Genomic DNA, 21,997 nt, shown 5'->3' with positions numbered 1-21,997 from the left:
TGAGCGTTTTGCATATAAACTTGGGCGATCGTTTCTTTACCCCATGACAGGTAGAATTTGGCAGCAAGTTCGTGAGCGAGTGCTTCTTCGTTGATGTACTCGTTTTCTTTAGCTAAAGCAATGGCTTTCTCGTACATTTCCATTGCCTCGATTTTTCCCCCTAAAACCCGATACCGTTCTGCCTCTACTAGATAGAATTTGTGCAAATAATTCATTGGGGCATGATGCGCCCATTTCTGCATTTTCTCTTGATTAGCTTGTACTCTGTCAAGAATGATCTGTTGCTCTGACTGTGGAGTATCAGAATACACCGCCAACCGCAGCAAAGAATCGTAAAAGTGGAAGATAGGAATAACGGGCAATCCTACCATTGCATCTAAATACTTCTCTGCTTTAATAGTATTGTCAATACCTTCTGAGTAATTTTCAAACAAATAACACAGGTAAATTTTGTTCAAATATATGTATGCAACTGCCGATTTGTCCTTTGCCTGCTGGTATAATGGCAACTTCAGATCCTCATCACAGGCTTCACCCTTCAGAATGCAAGATTTTTCGCTTTTTCCCAACAAATTTAATATAGCTTGCCAATTTATTTCTATATAATTAAGCGCTATTTCTTGCTTGAGATTATAAATAGCATCTCTGTTAATTGCTATCCCTCTGTCCAGCACAGTCAGTTCTTTGCCACTATAGTAAGCTGCACAGGAGGAATGTATTAGACTAAAGCCTGCAAATTCTAAATCTCCTGTCTCTATTCCGCTAGAGTAAGCAGACACTAAAGGCTCGCAGCTTTCTCTCAGATGCTCTTTCCAATGTCGGGTAAATATATTTACAATGACAACTGTCTTGGCTTTGATTTCTTGAGCATTCAACTTTGACAAGAGACTTAAAGCTAATTGACCGAACTGATAACCCGAATCAATATCCTCCACAATTCCACAAAGAAGAAAACCATAATTGGCATAAGCAAAGGGAGAAACAGAAGCATTACCATATTGGACGGATAAATCTACTTGTTTGCACACCGTCAAGAGCAACAGTTGTGGAGCAGCAATGTATGCAGGAGCAAAGATACTTGATATAAGTCTCATAGCTGCTAGTTTATAGGGATCAGTCATTAGAGGCAGGTCACTTAAATCCTCAATTCGCTTCCCCTTCAAAATTGCCGCCGTTCCCCCCAGTGCTTGCCCAATATCTGACGGGTTTGGCTGAGAGGGAAACTCCACCCCTAACAGTTTTAAAACTTCTAACGCTGTATTAACGGCTTCTAGTAGCTTCTTCTGCGACACGGAAGCTTGAATCTGGACTTCATAAACTTTTATTTTTTCCAATAGGTTTTTGGCACAGTTGTGCACGACCTCAGCTAATTTTTGCATCCGGTCAAAGTCACCACTCAGAAATGCTGCCTCTGCTGCTTCGGTATGTAGTGCTAATGTCAGTTCGTAGTGATGAGTCCAGCTAGAATTTGCTAGCAGTCCCAAACCTGCTTGCAAATATTCGGTAGCCGCAGCATGAGCCGTAGCTGCTTTAGCTTTTTGACCTGCGGTTAAATTTAGTTTTGCAATTTCAGTGCGTTCAGATTCATCACTAATGAGTTCAATTCCCAGATTCAAATGATCGACGATCGCAAATATCTCTTCCGCTCGTTTCTCTGGCGAGGTATTTTGCCACAGCAAGCGACCGATTTGTAAGTGAACTGTTTTTTTAGAACTTTCCTCAATCAAAACATAAGCTGCTTGTTGCACGCGATCGTGCAAAAACTTGTAAGTAGTAATGACCAGATGAGACTGAACAATTTCTTCTTCTGTTACGCCGAGTTCAGAGGTGGCGAGAATTAATCCATCTTGAATTGCTGGCAATAGCTCTTGAAAAGTTTCGGCAGGAAATTTTTCATTCACAATCGACAGAGTGTTTAAGCCAAAACTATTGCCCACACAAGCGGCTAACCGTAAAACCTCTTGAGTTGAATCTGGCATCTTTCTTAATTTACCGACCATCAACTCAACGACGTTATCCGTAATTACTACTGCTTCTATTTGTGAAATATTCCAATCCCAGTTTCTTTGCTCAGAATTAAAAATTAGGAGGTTTTCTTCATAGAGAGTTATGAGAAACTGATTGACAAAAAAAGGATTGCCTTGAGTTTTACCCACGACTAACTCAGTTAGGGGCATGACTGCTCCTCTATCCCTACGCACAGTATCAGCAATTAATTTAGCTATCTGTTCGATATCTAAGGGAGTTAACGTAATTTGGTTAATAGTCGCGCCTTGATTTTGCAGCCCCTCCAGAGTCATTATTAAAGGATGGGTGGGGTTAACTTCGTTATCTCGATAAGCACCCATTAGAAATAAATATTTCGTTTCCTCATCTGCCATCATTACTTGCAGCAGTTTCAGAGTAGCAGAGTCCGCCCATTGCAAATCGTCTAGAAAAATGACTAAGGGACGCTCGACTGAACAAAACACCCGGATAAATTTTTGAAACACTAAATTAAAGCGGTTTTGCGCTTCTGTAGCCCCTAACTCTTGGACGGGTGGCTGTTTGCCAACGATGAGTTCTACGTCGGGAATGACATCTATAATGATTTGACCGTTATCACCAAAAGCTGCTAAAAGTTTTTCTTTCCAAGTGGTGACTTGCGTTTCGCTTTCAGTTAAGAGTTGCGTGACTAAGGACTGAAAAGCTTTAACAATAGCTGAGTAAGGAATATTGCGTTGAAATTGGTCAAATTTTCCGGCAATAAAATAACCGTTTGCCTTAGTAATAGGTTTATAAACTTCTTGCACTAAGGCTGATTTACCAATGCCAGAGTAACCCGACACTAACATAATTTCTGTTGTGCCATTGCTGACGCGCTGGAAGGCTGCTAATAACGTTTCAATTTCTCGTTGTCTACCATAAAGTTTTTGAGGTATTTGAAACTTATCACTAATATCTTTTTGGGCGATCGCAAAATCAGCAATCGTTCCTTTACCCTGTAGTTGTTCCAGACATTCTTCTAAATCTGCGACAATTCCCCAAGCACTTTGGTATCTTTTTTCAGCAGTTTTTTCTAACAGTTTTACTACAATATCCGAAACCGCTTTAGGAATTTCTGGATTAATTTCATGGGGCGGTACTGCTTGTTTAGCAATATGACAGTGGACTAATTCCATTGCATCGCTGTAATCGCATGGCAGTTGCCCCGTTAGCAGTTCGTAAAAAGTAACTCCTAATGAGTAAAAATCAGTGCGGTAGTCGATCGTTCGGTTCATTCTGCCTGTTTGTTCCGGCGATATATAGCTGAGAGTACCTTCTAAAACATTAGGATTTTTTAGGGTAGGATTCTCACGAGTTAAAACAGTAGAAATGCCAAAATCTATGATTTGGACTAGCCCGGTTGCCGAGTTAATAATAATATTGCTCGGGTTGATATCTTTATGAATAATATTATGTTGATGAATGTCGCCTAACGCCCTAGTTATTTTAATAGCTGTTGACAAAAACTCTTCTAAGGTAAGTTTTTGATCGGCCAACCACAGCTTTAATGATTTTCCACCACAATCCTCGAAAATAATAACTAAACTGTTGTGATATCTTTCTAAGCTGTAGGTTTTAGGTAGACTTTCTAGGTTGAGGTTGCGTGTAATTTCGTATTCCTGCTTGTATCTAACTAACGAAGCGGGCATCGGATAATCTTGCTTGAGAAATTTGAGAATTACCCGTTGGTTGTCTTGCTTTCTCAGTCCTCGGTAAACTAAAGAATTGTTAGTTTCATGTATTTGGTTGGTAATCTCGTAGCCAGCTAAGTTAATCATCTTTGCAGCCTATTTTAATAATAAATACACATTTTTTTAGCAATTATCAATTTCTAAGTAGATGTACCCTCTAATATAAACACTAGCCTGCACTTTAAGCAAAATTTAAATTTCAAATAAAAAAATATTAATTTTTACATTTCTTAAAAAAAGTATAAATAAAGATTTATGTTAGGAGTGATCTCGCTCTACAGTTTCCTCCAAAAGCAGACAGAACAGAGCGAAGATATCTCGCCGTTGAGCTTCCTCGGAGATTTGAGCGTTGCATAATTCTAGTATGAATAGGTGGAATCACCATGCAATAAAAGCCAGTTAAAATCAACCGACAGCCGTAAAAACCGTAATAAAAAAGGAAAACCGAAGCACATTTGTGTCAAATCTGGTTGTCAATTTATCGCTGATTATGAATCCCACGCCTGGTTACAGTGATACTGTGAAACCCCAAGGTATAAAAATGTATGTCAATGGTAGGAATTTTCGGACTATTAACGAATCAAGGGAGCTCATCACATCACTCTAATAACTTGAGTAAGACTTGTCGGAAAACTCCGAGTCGATGCTTATCACCCCGAAGTCATTTCAGAAGTCGATGAGCTCGATGAATTACAGACTGATGTGAAAAAAACACACCAAATCTGGCCGTGCACAGCCGTTGGCCACTTTCGTTCAGGAATTTTACAATGGGTATTGGGATATAATAGTTCCGAGACATTTGATAGGGTTTCCGGTTGCATCGGAAACGATATAAGTCCTAAATACATTACCTAAAATTTCAGGAGTTTCCAGTTACTGCACTATTGATACCTTGATTCAGCAACGCCTCTTTTTCCTTCTTCATTCAACACTCCATTACCAAGGATTGCCAATCATTGTAAAGGCGGCCCAATAATAAGGATGCAAAAGCACTCGATCGCCCCGCGCCGCAATTTCCGGAGGCAAAGTTAGACTCATAGAAAGCCCTTCGACTCGCAGCATCCCGTCTTGAATCCGCACGCGCCCCTGCAGCATCTCCAATTGCGCGCGCCGCAAAGCCTCCGCTTTAATCATCAAATTGCCACCGCGTCTGGGGGCCCGCAACTGCCGGTAAAACTCCGTCATCAGCCCCAAAGTCCCCTCATCGCTGACTTCCCACAAACTCGCCAAAGCCGATTTAGCACCGCTAGCTACCGCCAAACCCGCAAACCCCAACTCCGCCTCTTCGTCGCCCAAAGCGGTACTGCACGCGCTTAAAACTAACAGATTCACCGGCGGTTCATTCCACCGCAACTGTGGCATTTGATCCAGGCGCAATTTAGTATCCCACAACTGAATGTAAGAATTTTTCGGTTCCCCAGGCTGGAATTCGCTGTGAGTTGCTAAGTGAATGATGCCAAAAGGCCGATTTGCCCGCTGAGCTTGCAAATTTCCGAGAGTAAAATCTTGATTCAAAAATGATTTTCCGCGATCGGGCGGCGCGATCGACTCTAACTCCACCGGTACCGCCGGTAATGGCGCTTTATCTTCAAATACCGACGCCCCCATTGCCAAAACTTCATCATCCGCAATATTGTCGTAGCGAATATCAGTTAAACTCAGACTCGGCATCACGCTAATGCTGTATTTCTCAACTAAAAAGCCTTTGCCGTCGTGAAGGGCCGCAAACGGCACACTCCGCAAACCTGCTGCCGGAATTACAATTAAATTGTCAATTTTTAAAGCTGCCAATTCTGCAGCAACTGGTGCAATTAACCACCGATAAAGTTTTTGCGCCGTATCCAAATAACTAATGCTGCTTCTTTTTCGGGGATTAGTTATTTCGCTTTGCAGGGCGTCGGCTAGTTGCAACACCTGCCAGCGCGTTGTCGCCGGAATTAAAACGCGCTGGGGTTGAGCGTTAGCTGTTACTAATACTAATTCTAAATGCTCCCCGTTAGGAACATCGGAAACTTCTTTGCTGTCCGGCTGCAACCTCTGGGTCAACTTATTTTCTAAGGGATGAGGGGGCTGGGAGGCGAGGTGTGTTCTCACAGGCAATACATTAGATAAATCCTGGCTTGCCACCACTACAGAATCATTTTCTTTGGCGGCCCCTGCATCCGCTATGCTGACCCAATTCATATAAATAATGGCCGATTTTATCCCGGTAGTTTGTTCGTTTTTGCGAAGAGTTTCGTAAATAACCGACATATTACTAATCGGTCTTCTTGCGGGCAAGTCCAGATATTTTTCGTACTCGCGAGTAAAGGTTTGTTCAAATTCTAAAACTCCCGAACCGGCCGCATCTAATCTGCGAGAAGGAGCGAAAATATCCGGGCTAGTTGGGGAATGTTTGTATCTACTTGGCGATCGCAATTCTACTTCCATAGATGCAGGAAGTGACAGCGCCGGCTCGGGATTTACGGGGACTACTGGCACTACAGGCGGTGGGGCAATTGGTGCCGGAATTGGTGCCGGAATTGGTGCCGGAATTGGTGCCGGAATTGGTGCCGGAATTGGTGCCGGAATTGGTGCCGGAGCAGAGGGGGGGCCCGGGGTAACTAGGGAAATCTGATTTGGTAAACTTCCTTGGGTGTAAGTTTGTCCAAAAGAAAAAGTGGGCAAAATGGCGTTTCCCCCGCCAGCATTAATGCTTCCCCGGGTTCCATTATCGATCGCGCCGCCAACTACAAACGGTCGATCGATACCGCCTCCGTGGCGAATTGCGACTGCCCCCGCCCGCGCACCTCCGGCAGTAGAAATACTGGAAAAATTGCCCGATATATCGTTGAAAACACTGTTCGAGCTAAACAAACCGAGGGTTGTCACATCAACGCTGCCGCCAGTGCCACCAGTGCCGCCTTGAGCGTTGATAAAGCCCAACTGAATGTTATCAGTCGCGCTCAGGGAAACGCCGCCGCCGTTGCCGTTTGAAGTGCTGCTGGAGTTAAGATCGAGAGCCGAAATGCCCGATGAAGAGGTGACAGCAATATTTCCGCCGATCGCCCCCGAAGCGTTCAAAGCTCCGGCAGTTAAAGGGCCGGCATTGCTTTGGAGAGCGATCGCGCCTCCTGTGCCCGCCGATGACGAGTCGATCGCACCCGCAGCAACAGTATTCCCCTCAACTCGAATCCTCCCACCGTTCGAGGTAATATTGCCAGTCCGAACCTCGCGGCTTCCTTGCAGGTTCACGCTGCCGCCATCCGTCCTTAAATTACCCTCTAAGAGGACATTTTCTGCCTTGATATCGGCTCCCAAAGCGGCCGTGCTGTCCCCCCCGAAGGTAACAGAATCTCGCGCGTTAACGCTCAAACTGCGCGCTGTAATTGTGGAAGCAGCCGTCACGCTAGCAGCGTCAGCCGAGAGCCGGCCCAACCTCTGAGTTTGACCGACTCTGCCGTCAAAAGTAATGTTTCCGCCAGCGCGCAGCGTCAAATTATTTGCTCGGCCCGGCGTGCTGTCGAGGGTATTGCCAAAAGCGATATTGCCGGTAGTGGCGGCTAGGGCGGTAGTGCGATCGACTGTGACGTTACTATTGAAATTCATGTCGCCAGATGTCGCAATATTGCCCGAAACCTGGGTACTGTCGGCGTGGACGTACAAACTAGCCAGCGGTGCAGCTTGACCGACTGTAGCGCCGAACAGCACTCGCTGAGCGTCAAGTCTCAGGGCGCGAGATCCGTCTAGGCTACCGGAGAACAGAATGTTGCCCCTAGCTTCAGTGATCAAAGCCACGTCAGCATTGAGGGATGCGTTTCCTGTAAAAGTGAGATCTGCGCCGGATGTCGCAATGTTGGCTTTGAGATCAGTTTGAGGCGCGTCGAGAGTCAAGCTAGCGCTGCCACTTGTTCTCAGGGGATTGTCGATCGCGATCGAGCTGCCTTGAAGTGTCAGCGGGCTGTTGAAAGTAATGGGTGCGACGATCGCGATCGACGAGCTGCTACCGTTTTCGCGCCCGATCGCGATCGAGCCGAAACCCCCCGCCAAAGCGCCGAGATCCCTTGCCGTCAAGTCTAAAATGCCCAAAATATCGCCGGTGCCACCGATCCGAATTGCTCGGCTATCGTTGGGTTGCAAGCGAATTGTTCCCCCCGCACTGCTGACAGAATTGCTGCCGCCCCTCAAGTCAATGCCGTTAGCAGTGAGAGCGATATTGCCACCGTTAGCATTAAGTCCGCCCAGAGAGATGCTGCTGGCGAAAATGTTGATGTTGCCACCTTGAGTCTCGATTAAATCGTTGGGGTCATTGACAAAAAACACTCCGCCCGATCTAAATGTTACGGTGTCTCCCGTTATCGCTTGCAGCGAAAGTTTGTTATCGGCCAAGTCTTGGAGGGTGATGTAGCCCGGGGTTTCTAGAACCACGTTGCTGCCGGCCGCCATCTGTTCCAACTGCACTTCTGAGATCGATGTTTCATTAGGTTCTGGTGCCGCGTCGAGTCCGCCACCGGTTGATGGCGCGCTGCTGTCGCCGTTACCGCTGACGATCGTAATATTTGCCGGATCGAGCAACAAATTGCCGATCGCACCGTTAGTCGCGCGGGTATCGACCTCTCCTTGGAAAGTTAAAGCATTTTTGCCCGAAACTTCGACTCTGCCGCCGTTACCTGCGGCGATGCCCCCGCGAGCACTAATATTGCCGAAGAAGCGAGTTGTATTGTCTGACCAAATTACCGCAGTGCCGCCATTGCCGCGGTCGATCGCGTTGGCTGCGATCGTAGAATCAGGACTAACATAAGTTACCTGTGCGTTCGGCACTGGTTCGATCCCCCGGAAACCGCCTCCGACGCGCACAGTACCTCCGCCGTTCGTCCCGGAAGCATCGATATTTGCGCCGAACAGTCCGACTTTTTCCCCTAAAATATTAACTGTGCCGCCAGCCAGGCCAGAAGGACCAAATACATTTACCGAGCCCGAGACGATCGCACTTCCCGGAACTGCCGCCACTGTTTGGCCGCCAGTCAGTACCACTTGACCTTGTTCGTTAGTCGTTAAACCTGTGGCTGATGCTACGCCGGGACCCGTTAGCAACTGAGGCAAAGAAACTGGGGCGACCGCCGAGTTTTCTCGCTGCAAAGACGGAGTAATTTCTAAACTTAATAAATTGCCAAATTGACTGATACGGACTGCATTTTTTCCCTGAACAGCAGCGACAGTAATTTGACCGTTGGGAGCGGATAATTGTCCTGTATTAATAACGGTGCCACCGAGCAAAGTTAAACTTTGCCCGCTGCCAACTGCCAAGTTCCCCGCATTGACAATTGCACCCACTTGTGAATTATTAAAATTAAATTGATTGGGATTCCCCAGTAAAGCTTTGTAATTATTAATTCCTGCCGAATTGAACCAGCGATCGCCGAAACCAATACCTGTAGCAGTTGTCGCCAAAAACGACCCCGGCACGTTTAATCTAGCATTTTGACCGAAGACAATTCCGGCAGGATTCATTAAGAATAAATTCGAGTTGCCACCGCTTATAGAAATCAGACCGTTAATTACGGAAACATTGTCGCCGGAAATCCGCCCTAAAATATTTTGAATATTTGGATTAGTTAGAAAATTAGCTATTTGACCTTCGCTGAGATTAAATTGGCTGAAGCTATGAAAAAGATTTGCGCCGTTTCCTGACAGTTGCCCGCCGCTAATGTCTGTGCGATTTTGCTCGGACTTAACAACAGTATTCGTGCCGTCGGTAGCAGGAACTACAGGTTGCGATCGCACTGCTAGCGGTAGCAGCCCAAAACCTAATGTCAAAATTAGAGCAGAACGAAAATAGGTCATTGGAGGAAGCCATTAGTCATTAGTCATTATTCATTAGTCATTAAGTAGATCCGCACAAAAAAGCAATAATATCTTGGCGGGTGGAGCCAGTATCTTTACTTGTAAGCAGTTTATTGCTGCACTCACCCACCCTCCCATGTAATGTTTATGTGTAACCACCTACTTAGTCATTAGTCATTAGTCCCAGGAAACAAGGAAAAGCCACTTTCCCATTACCAATTACCAATTCCCGATTACCAATTCTCCATTACCAATTCTAATCTCTTCTCGTTTTGATTTTGTTTGAGCTGTAATGTTCCGCCAAAGTGCCAATAAACTTAAAAAGGTCGATCGAACACCGCCACCGCCGGGGGTCGATCGCACTCCCAAACCACCCGTTCCCAGAATGTCGGAAATTTAAGGCAAATTTTGTATTTATCAGTCGCCAGTGTATTGACAAAATCCCCCCAGAGTCCTAAGATTGGAGCACTGATTTGGTGGGACCACAAAAACCCACACCATAACTGGCTCCTCTAATAAAGTTAAAAACAAAATATTGATGCTTTTAGAGACCAACCATGCAAACCCCAGCTTTCCCATTTCTAACTGAACAAATAGTAGAGCGGATATTTTCGTCAGGCGAACTGACTCGGGATGACAGACAGCGAATTCAGTCAATGCTCTTAAATGAGTCGATCGGCGAAAATGAATTGAGCTTAATTGAAAAAGTGATGGAAGGCGTAGTCAAGGGAATACTTGACGTGATGAATTAGTTGATAACTGGCGCTAACATATCTAAATGTAGGGTGCGCCGAGGCGCACCTTAGCCTAATTTTAAATAAAATCGAAAATCTAAAATCGAAAATTCTGTCAGCGTTCTAAAAATCATCATCCGGGCCGTCATCCGGGCTGTCATCCGAACTCTGATCGCGACGCACAAGTTCAGAAGGAGGCCTATCGTTACTCCAAGCCCACCAAACGCCATCGCACTGGCAGCGGTAAAATTCTTGCCACTTGCGGCGGTTGAACTCGGTGTATACTGGCGATCGGCGATTAATCCAGACCTCAGCGGCATCCGTGCAGCTAGCGCCACACTTGGGACAGCAAAACTCATTAGCGTGAACCGCCGTCGCAGTCCATTCAGGAGGATGTGGAGCAAAAGCTTCCATGTGTTAGAGTTTCTATCTAAACTGCTGGTAATTACGGCAAATCAAGGCTTGCTAAAGATCCGCAGAGTTCGGAATGACCTAAGCAATGACATCAGTACGCTGTTGAGTGCGTAATTTATCGGCCCGTTATTTTTTTTTAGCATTTGCCGTCAGATGAATAGTATAACTGATGTGGTGCCAGCCGTCGATCGGCATTCTTAAGTATTTCAAGGACTAGGCTCATGTCAATCTACAATCTTATCTCGTTTCTGGGAATTTTTGGCTTATGTGCGATCGCCTGGATTTTTTCAGAAAACCGACAGTCCAAGTATATTCCATGGCGCGTCATCATCTGGGGCATTGGACTGCAATTAGTCTTAGGATTTTTAGTATTCCTGTTCCCCCCAACTCGCATCGCCCTAGAGTGGTTTACTGGCTTACTGGATGGAGTATTCACCGCTGCTGACGCTGGAGCGAGATTTGTATTCGGGAGCAATGTTGTACCGATACCTGGTAAAGCTCCGGCAGTTAATTTAGGATATATTTTTGCCTTTAGAGCTTTACCGACAGTCATCTTTTTTTCTGGCCTCATGGCCTTGCTATACAACATCGGCGTAATTCAAATTATCACCGAACTTTTTGCCAAAATCTTTTATACGACAATGCGGTTGAGCGGCGCAGAAGCCCTCAGCGGCGCTGCTAATATCTTCGTAGGAATTGAAGCGGCAATTGTCGTCAAGCCTTATTTGCCGAAAATGACTCGTTCGGAACTTTGTGCAATCCTCTCTTGCTGTTTTGGGACGGCAGCTTCTTCAACTTTAGCAATTTACGTTAGTTTTCTAAAGCCAGTTTTTCCCAATATTTTAGGGCATTTAGTTTCAGCCTCAATTATCGCCATTCCCGCTTGTTTTGTTCTCTCCAAAATCTTAGTACCAGAAACAGGCGTGCCCCTGACAATGGGTGGCATTCCCAAGGAAGAACCGAAGCCTCAAGGCCGCGAGTTTGTGGGCGAAGAAATTTCGGACACGGAGCGCGAAGAATTCAAACAAGAGACTGTTGGGGGAGAACCCATCGAACGAGTCAGCCCTCTCGATGCAGCGATAATTGGTGCATTGGACGGTGTAAAAATGGCAGTGGCAATTGCCGCTGTTTTGATTTTAATCTTAGGCTTAGTTTCCTTAATCAATCAATTCTTTGGCTGGCTGGCAATTTTGCCAGGCCCAATTGGTGACTTGTTCAAAGTTGTCACCTTAGCCAACATTATGGGAGTCTTATTTTATCCCCTGACGCTATTAACAGGAGTGCAATTAGACGACTCTTGGCAAGCGTCAGTAATTATCGGTCGCAGGTTGTTAGAAACGGCGATTCCTCCCTATCAAACTCTAGCAGAAGCATCGGCCAACAAACTGGTGAGCGATCGTACAGTTTTAATTGTCAGTTACGCCCTTTCCGGCTTCGCCCACTTAGCCTCCGTCGGCATATTTGTCGGCGGCACGATCGCCCTAATTCCATCCCGCCGCAAAGACATTTCCGAACTCGGTTGGAAAGCCTTATTTGTCGGCACTTTAGCGACAATGATGATCGCTTGCATCGCGGGCACCTTCGACACCGGAGACGCCAGCATTTTAGGCGCTAAGACAGCCCCTGCTGCCCCGCTAACAGCCCCTGATTCTCCAAAACCACTGCCATCCCCAGCCGCCAATTCAAAGCCGTCAGTTGCCCCAGCGATTGTCAGTCCGAAGCCTTCGGCTAATACCCAAAAAGCGTCTCCCCGAGTTCAAGAATCTCCCTCTCCCGCATCCAAGAAAAACCCTTAATTATCTTATATGGACTTGTAGGGGCGGGTTTTACGAACAATATTTAACTAGCGTCTAAAATCTACAGAAACCCGGCCCCACAGAACCAATAACCTACATCAACTTTGATTTCGATCGCATCAGCTCTTGGGTGGGCGCGGGTTTACGAGATTGTAGGTTTTAGTAGGCAATTATTGTCGGTAAAACCCGCCGCTACGAGGCCAGGACCAATATTATTGTTTTTTTATCTAGATGCAATTACCAATTACTAATTCCCCCAAAATTTATGAATCCCGATCCAGAAATTCGCCGTCTGTTAGATGTGATGCCCGCTTCCGGCCGCATGACGTGTAAAATCATTAATAAGCCCCAACAATCAACGGTAATTGACTGCGATTTTCCTTTACCTTGGAATCAATCTCGCCCGATTTATATTAATTTTGATTTGTGGCGGCTGCTATCTAAGCCGCAGCGGGATTTACTGCTATTGCGGAATGTAAGTTTTTTGTGCAATGTTAAGTGGTTTAAACCGGATATTTATCAAGGTGCGGCTCTGGCGGGAATTGTCGGGACTGTTGTAGAATTGTTGCAGGGAGATGCGATCGGCACTGCGATCGCGGGCGGTTTGACGGGACTCGCCATGACTCGAATTTGGCGCGACAACCGCAGTTCCCAAGTAGAGTTAGATGCTGACGAGGGGGCGATTAGAGTAGCGGGAAGGCGTGGTTACAACGAAGCGGAAGCGGCCGGACATTTGCTTGGGGCGATCGAGGCTGTGGCGCAAATTGAAGGGCGCAGTTTGGATTTTAATGAGTTGATTCGGTGTCAAAACTTAAAGGCGATATCGGGTATTTCGGCGGTGGGCGTGCCCGATAGTGTCAGGCAAGATTAGAAAATACTATTTCACAAACAATCCTGTGTTCCGCAGGCAAAGGACACAACACTGTTGTGTCCCTACTATGCAGGCGCTATATCTGCTACTCAACTTTTTCCCTGACAATCCGAATACTCTCCCATGCTGGTATCCGACCCGCTTGTCGCTCATCTAGTAATACTAAGTAAACATAAAGTGAGTATATTTTATTAAAATTATCTAGATACTTACGGCCAATAGCTTCACTTTCTTGACGGCTTAACTTAATTATATTGAGCGCCGCTTTATTTTGGGAGATTGCCTCATAAGTTCCTGATAAGAAATGATAGATAACAATAACAGGAAGCAGAGGGAAGTATAAAAGTAGAAAATCACTGGCTTTGCCTTCTTCAATTGCTTTAATTTTGCCTTCGAGCGCGCTGTAGAGGTCGCGGTAGAGGTCGCGGTCGAGGATGCGGTAGAGGTCGCGGTCGAAAACGCGGTTGAGGACGCGGTTAAGGACGCGGTTGAGGACGTGGTTGAGGTCATGGTAGAGGTCGCGGTCGAGGACACGATCGAGGTCGCGGTTGAGGTCGCAGTTGAGGACACAGTACAGGTCGCGGTACAGGTCGTGGTACAGGTTGAGGTACAGGTCGTGGTATAGGTTGGGGTCGAAGTCGTCATACAGGTCGAGGTCGAGGTCGCGGTACAGGACGAGGTACAGCTTGTGGTACAGGTCGCGGTACAGATTGCGGTACAGATGGTGGTACAGGTCGCGGTAGAGGTCCAAAACCTCAGCTAAATTCTGTTCCCAAGTTTGCTGCTGTTCAGCTTCTATTCCTGCAAGGATTCGCTGTTCTCCATCAAAACACCAGCATCCTACTTGTTTTTCTGTAACTGGATACTCCTCTACTTCAGCTAAAGTGGGCAGTCTGTATTTAAATCCCAATGCAAATTGCTGCTGAGTTAACCATTCACAAAACTCCTCAGCATCACTAGCTCGTACTCCAGTAATAGGCTTTTTGGCATCTCCTGGCGGAAAGCTGTAACTTGTCCACTGGTCAGGTTGACGATGTTCAGCCCCTTTCAACTTCTCATAAATAAAAAGCTGATATTCGGCGCAGGTGATGTAACTCATGTCAATTTCGACATTCTCATCAATCCGCAGCAAATTTTGCAGACGCCGAGATAACAAAACATTAGCTGCTAAAATGAATCTTGCTGTCATCGACTTTCCAAATCTGCGTTTAACCTTTGTTCCAGTTGTTGCCGAACGTCTGGATTTACACTCAACCCCTCGTCCAAACAATCATAGGCGAGTGCCATTACCTCAACGGATGGAGATGCCATCCCCAAGACTGTACCAATCAGATTACTAGCATTACTCTGCGCTGCATAAAGACGGATAGTTTCAGCCCACCAGGACTGGTTAATATTTCCGATTAACAGACTCTCTTGGTTCGATTCCTTAATCTGAACCGCTGCTAAATATTCCTGGAAACTCAAGTGAGCAAATTCATAAACGCCTACTTCTTTTTCCACTAACAACCCACTCACATCCCGAACTTGCTGAATAAATTCCTCTGGATTCGCCCCACTGCCTGCTACATATGCCAATTTGTCTGTAATCCAATCAATTCCCTCAAATAGGTTGAAATCACGAGTTTTCTGCTGCATTAATTCAAATGCCAGCACTTGCAGAACAGATTGCTTTTGCGTCGCTGTTAGCGCATCCGCAATCTTTTTAGCTCTTTGTCGCCTTTCTAGTAAAACTTGGCAAATTTCTTTGTAAAGTTCTACCCGTTTTCCTGGCAAGGCACTACCGCGACGGTGAACTGTGGCAATCATTGTTAGCAGCAAAGGATTCACCGCCATGTCCGCCAGAGGTTTGCTATTTTTAATCCGCTTAATTAAATCATCGGCTTGTTGTTTAGCCTCTGCCCGCACTCCCGCATCATATTGTCCAGCGCTACTTATCACCTCTATTTCCAAATACCAGCTACAAATAAACTGTTCCATTTGTTTCATGTTAAATGGTTGCACTTCTAAGACAGTCACATCTTGTTGCAACCGCGCAGTTTTATAGCCAAAAGGTCGAGAGGTTAAGATAAAAGCCGTGTCCGGGTAGGCCTGCATCTGTGCGTCTACCCAACAACTTACTTGCTGGCGCTGGGTTTCATCTGCCACTTCATCCAATCCATCTAACATTACCAAACATTGGTTTTTAAGTAATTTTTCGGCAAACCAGTTAGGTCGTGGATTCAGCAGTTGATGTTTTTGCTGCTGCTGCTGTACTTGTTGAGTAATTAACTCTGCCAGAGTGAGTTGATTATTATTTACAATTTCCTGACGCACATCTCGGAGATACAACAATATCGGAATCAGTTTCGGCGCTTTCGGATGCACTTTCCGCTGTTGCTTTGTGGCATAAGTCTGCGTTAAATATCTCAAAAGGGTAGTTTTCCCGGAACCGGGTGCGCCCAAAACTGCCATGCGCCGAAATGCCGGATTCTTATCTATTGCTGCTAAAAAATTCCAAATTTGTATTTCATTTGAGTTATTTCCTTCATCCTTTAGCGGCTGAATCATTTTGTGACTTGTATTCGCTGCCTCTTTTGCAGCAATTTTGAGAGGCACAAATACTTTTTGCAAGTTCAGGTTTCGATCTCTATCCAATCCCTGTGTTTGATAATATCGACAGATATAAGTCAAGCCCTTGTAATATTCCCGCTGAAAAGGTGAGGTAAAATCTTCAAATATATTCCCAATCCCGTCTGCAAAACTATATGCAAGTTGCTGTCTCTTTGCCCTAAACTTCGGTGCAAGTTGGTTCGTAACTGGGATGAGAAACTTGATGGCATGGATAAACAGCATCAAAATTACAGTCACAACCAAAGCCAAAAACGCTGCTGTCCATTCGCCTCTCAGTATGAAATACAACATTACCCCCAGTCCCAAACCGGGCGGAAACCATACCAAGCTGTTCTGCCATTGTCTCGGTAAAAGCAGTACAGGCGGGAGCACAGTCCCCAAACCAAACAGAATGAGAGATGTATAAAAAACTGCTGAGTTGAATTCGGCGGCTACGTGGTTCCCCTTCAAGAGTCCGAAAAGGATGCCACCTCCCAGTAGGGGTAAAAAACCAAGAACCCAATTTTGATTTGCAGGCGTTGCACTCGGCTGAGACTGACTGGATATAGCGCCGAGGATAAAAAGTGCCAATAGACACACTACTGTCAGTAAGATTATTATAGGGTCTTCAATTTTTAAGTCCTGTTTACCGGGCAGTTGGTTGATCAGCCAACCCAAGAAACCATTACTGAGTATCAATAGCAATGGTAGCAGCCAATTTTGTATAAATCGGGACATAAGCGATCGCATTTAAAAGCCTGTTGTTTCCCAGTTTAGGCGATCGTAGCGATCGATCGTTAGCAATAGATGTTATTTATGGCTGAGGTGCGATCTTTGCGAAGTAGATTTGTCGATCGCCCGCTGCTTCAGTTAGATTCAGCCTACTATATAAAAATATCCGCTTTACCAAATTGTATTGACACTCCATATAACTGCATGATTATCAGCTACGGAACGCAGCATTAGAAATCCTGCCTTGGAAATTTCGCCCCTTCTTCCCCGCGAACTTCATCTATTTCAGCAGCCGATGGTGCAATTCCCAAGTCAGCACATAAACCCCACACTGATTTGCGGAGAGTAGGGCGAACAACAACTAATTCTCGTTCTATCTCAGGAAGCACCCACTTAATCAACCGTAACTTTTCGGATATATACAACTGCTTAACAAGACTAAAAACTGCCTTGAAAGTCATGTTTTTTATGTTGATTTTTTTGATTGATGTAATTTTAGCATTTTTGCTAAACCCAAGATCCATCGTACTTTATACTGTTGCGACTGAGGAAAAAAGTGCGATTCCTGCAGAAAGCTGCGCTAACGCACTTATTTTAATCGAAAGTGCGATCGACCGCTCCATCGCCTAAAACTTACCTATGAGCTAGAACAATGATAAACTTGATATTCATACCCATCCACCGCAGGCAACTCGCGCGATTCAACCTGACACTTTTGTGCTTCGAGATTGACAGGTACGCGAAAATTAACTAACCACAAATCAAGCGGGCGTTCTAATTGACTGAGTGTTTTGTCAAGTGTCCCTGCCGCTATTTCCGGCCCATCCCTTCTTTGATTAGCCAAAAGAAACAGCGGAGAATCAAAGGCTTTAACTTCTTCTTTCTTCCTAACATCCGTTACATCCGCTACAAAATCCGTTGCCGAACTTCTTTCCCATTCCCACCCTATCCCCATCAACTCTCCTATTTCTACATGAGTCTTTTGAGTAGTGGCAATTAACACGGGAACTTTCGATAATTCGCGGATAATCGGAATTAAAAGGTCTGGTTTGTAATATTTGCGATAGCCGAGATTGGAATTTACTGTGACGCCGCTAAAAAAACCCATTGCTAAAATTAGCACCACTGCTTTTTTGCCCGGAACTTCGATCGCCCGTAAATTAAACCATTGACTTTTTGCTGTAGGTGTGTTAAAAATAACCGCTAAGGTTGCTCCTAAAAGCAATATCACCCCCGGAAAGTAGACGAAATTGTATCGTGCGCCGCGAGTTAGGTCAATTCCTAGAATATATGCAAAGCTGAAAAATAGGAAAATTGCTCCTAGCACAAATCCGCCGAAAATAACAGTACCTAAACGAGTATCGGGCGTTTTTAAGGAAATTTTAAAAGCGCTAAACAGGATGGGAAGCACCAATATAAAAAATATTGTCATTGCGATCGCCGATGCAACTACTACTGCCAAATTTGGCGATTCCACCGGCAGCAGAGACATGACAGTAATCCATCCAGCTAAAGCTTGAAAAATCGGCGCGATCCAATCTAAGAATGTGCGATCGCCGCTGACAATCCAATTAGTTAGTTCGCTGCCGTATTTATTTGACAAAAATACTGGCAGCCAAACTAAACCGCCTGCTAAAGTGCCGATCGCTACTGCGAACAGTCGCCACAGAATTTGAAATTGCCAAATATTAGGCTGCTGGCTGTTTGAAATTGCCAACTTTCCATTAAACTGCTGCCATATTACAGCAATTAATGCTATTGCTTCGGCACACAAAGTCAGTGCAAAAAAGTAGTGAACCGCAATTCCCAAACAATTAACAACTACCCAAAGCAGCACCGCCCAAATAGGCAGGGGAACCCGCTGTTGCAGCTTTTTTGCAGCTAAGGCGAGGCAAAAAAGAGAGGCAATAACTAATAAGATTCCTAAAGTGTAATGGCGAGCTTCTTGAGCGAGATAAATGCCGTAGGGAGAAACTGCCATCATCGCGGCGGCACATTGACCGACTAAACGAGAACTAAAAGCAAATTTGCCCAAAAAGTAGATAGCTGGAACTGAAATAACGCCCAATAATGCAGGAAGAGCTCGCCCAATCCAAACTAAACTATCCTCGGTCGGCCCAAACAGTCGCATCCACCAGTGGGCGAGCATAAAATACACTGGTGGATGATTGCTTTCTAACAGCAAATGGTTTAGGACATCTGCAATGCCAGCACCGGCACGGAATTGCAGCGGTTGTAATAATGTAGAAAGGTCGATCGCGCGATCGATCGGCACCCCTCGAAAACTGTTGCCCAAACTAAACACTAGAGTGGAAAACTCATCTGTCCACAGCGGTTTCGAGTCCAAATTGGCAAAGCGCAAAATAAAGGCGATCGCCGTCCACAGCAATATTAACAACAGTTGTTTGTTCTTAAGCATTAATTCAGTGATTCAAAAGCATAGGAAAGAAGAGCAATTAGTCATTAGTTATTAGCCATCAGTCATTTTATCAATTACCAATTACGCATTACCTAATTCACGTCCGTCACCCGCCAGCTCAACTTCATATTAATCCAGAAATTCCACAGAGTCACAGCCGCGATCGCAATTAAGTTAGCCAAATATTTATTCATCCCAAAAACATTAAACAGCAAATTAACCAGCAGCACATTCAAAATCAAACCCATCAAGCAAATGGTATTAAATTTCAACAGCCGTTTCAATTGCTGGCGCTTTCCTGGCTGCCGCTTAGAAATATCCCCAAAAGTCCACAAATCATTCCACAAAAAGTTACTGATAATTGCAAATTCAGCAGCAACGATCAGACTGCGAGTCAGCTCCAAATTGAGGATCTCGGACAGCACATACAAAACCCCCATATTCACAAACACGCCGCTGAAACCCACAATGCCAAACCGCAGAAACTTGCCCATCGGCCAGCGGGCAAACCGCAACCTCAGCAAATGCCGCAAATACTCAATATACTGTTTCCAGGTAACTTTGCTCTCCCCTTCTTGCCGCTCCTGAAACACGTAACCAACTTCTCCAATCCAGCGGATATCCCCCCTGCCGAGCACTTCAATCAATATTTTGTAACCAGCAGGATTCATGGTTTTGCCCGCAATGCAAGTGCGGCGCACCATAAAATAGCCGCTCATCGGATCGGAAACTCGACCCACCACTCCCGGCAGGATCACCAACCCCAGAGTTTGAGCGCCCCGCGATAAAAATCGCCTGACAACGCTCCAGTCGCTCACACCACCCTCGCCAACGTGACGACTCGCAGCAGCTAAATCTGCTCCCCGCTGAATTTCTGCTAAAAGCTGCAATAGCGTCTCCGGGGGATGCTGCAAGTCGGCATCGATGACGCCCAAAACCTCACCCTGAGCGACCTGCCACCCGCGAATTACCGCTGTGGAAAGTCCCCGCTCGTGTTCCCGGCGCATTACCCGCAATTGCGGATATTCCGGTGTCAGGGACAGGGCGACTTCCCAGGTGCGATCGGGGCTGTCGTCATCGACTACAATTAATTCGTAGTTGCCGGGAAGGATACCATCGAGCAATTGGCTCAATTTTTCCACAATACTCTGGATATTCCTGCACTCGTTGTAGGTGGGAATTACCAGGGAAAAATAAATTGGCAGTGTGCCTGCGTGTACAAAAGTTGAACCGAAAGTCTGTAGAGCAGGAATCTGCAAAGGCCCCGACGGCACTGGCAAAACCTGATTTGGTTGGTAGATGCCCATAATTTTAGTTTCCAGAATCCTGAGGGTGGTTTGGTAGGAATTGAGATTGTAAAATATCGTTCCTCCATAATTGATTAGTTAAAATATAAAAACGCCTTAATTCTAGTCAGTAATTCTGTAATTGAGTTAAAAATAAAACTGTGGATGCAATTCTCGATCGAGCTTTACAAGGTTATAACATCTCTGCTGCAGAAGCCTTGGTACTTTTGCAGCAAAGAGATCCAGACGCGCGAGCTTCTATTCAAACAACCGCTGATTTGCTCCGCCGCCGACAATCAGGGGATACAGTCACCTACGTTATCAATCGAAATATTAATTTTACTAACATTTGCGAGCAGCATTGCAGTTTTTGTGCATTCCGCCGCGACGGGGGAGATGAGGGCGCTTTTTGGTTAGATGCAGCTCAAATTCAGGAAAAGGCAACTGATGCAGTGCAGCGGGGTGCAACGGAAATTTGTATGCAGGGCGGCTTAAATCTTCAAGCTAAGCTCAACGGCGCATTTTTACCTTATTATCTGCAATTGGTGAAAACTATTAAGGATAAGTTTCCTCAGTTGCACTTGCACGCTTTTTCGCCGCAAGAAATAGAATTTATTGCCAGAGAAGATAATCTTAGTTTCAGCTATGTAATTTCGGCTTTGCAGGATGCGGGAGTCGGTTCGATGCCGGGAACCGCTGCGGAAGTTCTCGACGATTCTGTGCGACGGGTGATTTGCCCGGAAAAACTAAATTCGGCAACTTGGCTGGAAATTGTGGGAACTGCTCACCGTCTGGGTTTGCCGACAACGAGTACGATGCTTTGCGGGCATATTGAGACGGCCCAACAGCAGGTTTTGCATTTAGAAAAAGTGCGATCGCTCCAACAAACTGCGATCGACCAAGACTATCCAGCACGCATTACAGAATTTATTTTACTACCCTTTGTCGGGCAAGAAGCACCGGCACCTTTGCGGAGTCGAGTCGGCCGCGATCAACCAGTTTTAGCAGATACATTGTTACTCACCGCAGTATCGAGAATCTTCTTGGGAAATTTGATTTCCAATCACCAGCCGAGTTGGGTTAAATTAGGTTTAGATGGAGCTACAGAAGCGCTGAAATGGGGCTGCAACGACATCGGCGGTACATTGATGGAAGAGCACATTACAACTATGGCCGGTGCGGTTGGCGGCAGTTGTCAATCTGTGGAAGATTTGCAAAATGCGATTAGTTCTTTGGGGCGGAGTTATCAGCAAAGAGATACAATTTATCGACCTTTAGGGGTTGACAATTTGGCAGGAATTGTGTAAATTTTCGGATGCGGAGTGCGAAGCGCGTAACGTATCCTACGAGTTTAGCCGATCGCACTTTCAAATTCTTCTAGCGCTTGCAAATTTCCAACCTGCCAAGCACGTTCCACTGTAGCCGGAATCATCTGGGCGATCGCGATTTCTGGAAAATTCGGACTAATATCGGATTCTACATACTCTCCATCTTGCAGCAAATAAATGAGAAGTCTGCCGCTGTCGTAAACCCAGACTGGGTGCATCTCAGTTTTGCACATATATCAAGTGGAAAGTTGACCATTGAGATAAGCACAGCGCAGAGAAAGGATAG

At 45.6% G+C, this 21,997-nt stretch carries 14 protein-coding genes; 5 read left to right on the top strand and 9 right to left on the bottom strand.

Going from position 1 to position 21,997, the window contains the following annotated elements; all coding sequences use genetic code 11:
- Both QUA47_RS25435 and QUA47_RS25430 read right to left on the bottom strand, forming a co-directional pair.
- On the bottom strand, positions 1–3,803 hold a 3,803-nt coding region (locus tag QUA47_RS25435; RefSeq protein WP_333432804.1), incomplete at its 3' end, for a serine/threonine-protein kinase PknK.
- An 849-nt stretch (positions 3,804–4,652) separates the two neighbouring features.
- Complete coding sequence (locus tag QUA47_RS25430) at positions 4,653–9,539, bottom strand: CHAT domain-containing protein (RefSeq protein ID WP_333432803.1); 4,887 nt, start codon at positions 9,537–9,539, stop codon at positions 4,653–4,655.
- Between the two features lie 557 nt (positions 9,540–10,096).
- Here QUA47_RS25430 and QUA47_RS25425 point away from each other — a divergent pair.
- Entirely contained in the window at positions 10,097–10,291 is a 195-nt protein-coding gene (locus tag QUA47_RS25425; protein WP_190661768.1) for a hypothetical protein, read from the top strand.
- A 105-nt stretch (positions 10,292–10,396) separates the two neighbouring features.
- Here the strand turns inward: QUA47_RS25425 and QUA47_RS25420 are convergent, their stop codons facing one another.
- On the bottom strand, positions 10,397–10,687 hold the full coding sequence (locus QUA47_RS25420; RefSeq protein ID WP_190661770.1) for a hypothetical protein: 291 nt from the start codon (positions 10,685–10,687) through the stop codon (positions 10,397–10,399).
- Positions 10,688–10,908: 221 nt separating this feature from the next.
- Between QUA47_RS25420 and QUA47_RS25415 the strand changes: the two genes are divergently transcribed.
- Positions 10,909–12,483 (top strand): nucleoside transporter C-terminal domain-containing protein, encoded by a 1,575-nt coding sequence (locus tag QUA47_RS25415; protein ID WP_333432802.1) that lies wholly within the window; start codon positions 10,909–10,911, stop codon positions 12,481–12,483.
- Positions 12,484–12,748: 265 nt separating this feature from the next.
- Positions 12,749–13,354, top strand: coding sequence for a DUF3318 domain-containing protein (locus QUA47_RS25410; RefSeq protein ID WP_333432801.1), 606 nt, complete (start codon positions 12,749–12,751; stop codon positions 13,352–13,354).
- Between the two features lie 85 nt (positions 13,355–13,439).
- Here the strand turns inward: QUA47_RS25410 and QUA47_RS25405 are convergent, their stop codons facing one another.
- The 3 genes from QUA47_RS25405 to QUA47_RS25395 form a co-directional block, all read right to left on the bottom strand.
- Entirely contained in the window at positions 13,440–14,543 is a 1,104-nt protein-coding gene (locus QUA47_RS25405; RefSeq protein WP_333432800.1) for an SUMF1/EgtB/PvdO family nonheme iron enzyme, read from the bottom strand.
- The gene (locus QUA47_RS25400; RefSeq protein WP_333432799.1) at positions 14,540–16,684 is read right to left on the bottom strand and encodes an NACHT domain-containing protein; all 2,145 of its coding nucleotides are present in this window, start codon (positions 16,682–16,684) and stop codon (positions 14,540–14,542) included. Before QUA47_RS25400 ends, QUA47_RS25405 begins: the two co-directional genes overlap by 4 nt.
- A gap of 224 nt (positions 16,685–16,908) precedes the next feature.
- Positions 16,909–17,139: a hypothetical protein gene (locus QUA47_RS25395; RefSeq protein WP_333432798.1), complete on the bottom strand. Its 231-nt coding sequence runs from the start codon at positions 17,137–17,139 to the stop codon at positions 16,909–16,911.
- A gap of 7 nt (positions 17,140–17,146) precedes the next feature.
- Between QUA47_RS25395 and QUA47_RS25390 the strand changes: the two genes are divergently transcribed.
- A complete protein-coding gene (locus tag QUA47_RS25390; protein ID WP_333432797.1) occupies positions 17,147–17,308 on the top strand; it encodes a hypothetical protein in 162 nt (53 codons plus the stop codon).
- A gap of 7 nt (positions 17,309–17,315) precedes the next feature.
- Here the strand turns inward: QUA47_RS25390 and QUA47_RS25385 are convergent, their stop codons facing one another.
- Both QUA47_RS25385 and QUA47_RS25380 read right to left on the bottom strand, forming a co-directional pair.
- Positions 17,316–19,097 carry a glycosyltransferase family 39 protein gene (locus tag QUA47_RS25385; protein WP_333432796.1) on the bottom strand — a complete coding sequence of 594 codons (1,782 nt, stop codon included), beginning with the start codon at positions 19,095–19,097 and terminating at the stop codon, positions 17,316–17,318.
- A gap of 92 nt (positions 19,098–19,189) precedes the next feature.
- Entirely contained in the window at positions 19,190–20,404 is a 1,215-nt protein-coding gene (locus QUA47_RS25380; RefSeq protein WP_333432795.1) for a glycosyltransferase, read from the bottom strand.
- Between the two features lie 140 nt (positions 20,405–20,544).
- Here QUA47_RS25380 and cofH point away from each other — a divergent pair, with 140 nt between their 5' ends.
- Positions 20,545–21,690, top strand: a complete 1,146-nt coding sequence (gene cofH, locus QUA47_RS25375; protein ID WP_333432794.1) for a 7,8-didemethyl-8-hydroxy-5-deazariboflavin synthase subunit CofH — start codon at positions 20,545–20,547, stop codon at positions 21,688–21,690.
- A 44-nt stretch (positions 21,691–21,734) separates the two neighbouring features.
- Here the strand turns inward: cofH and QUA47_RS25370 are convergent, their stop codons facing one another.
- Positions 21,735–21,929, bottom strand: a complete 195-nt coding sequence (locus QUA47_RS25370) for a hypothetical protein (RefSeq protein WP_333432793.1) — start codon at positions 21,927–21,929, stop codon at positions 21,735–21,737.
- Positions 21,930–21,997: the final 68 nt, after the last annotated feature.

The sequence above is a fragment of the Microcoleus sp. MON2_D5 genome, from assembly GCF_036701905.1.
Taxonomy (GTDB): domain Bacteria; phylum Cyanobacteriota; class Cyanobacteriia; order Cyanobacteriales; family Microcoleaceae; genus Microcoleus.
Note: the sequence above shows the minus strand (reverse complement) of the source record. Positions and strands in the feature narration are given on the sequence as shown.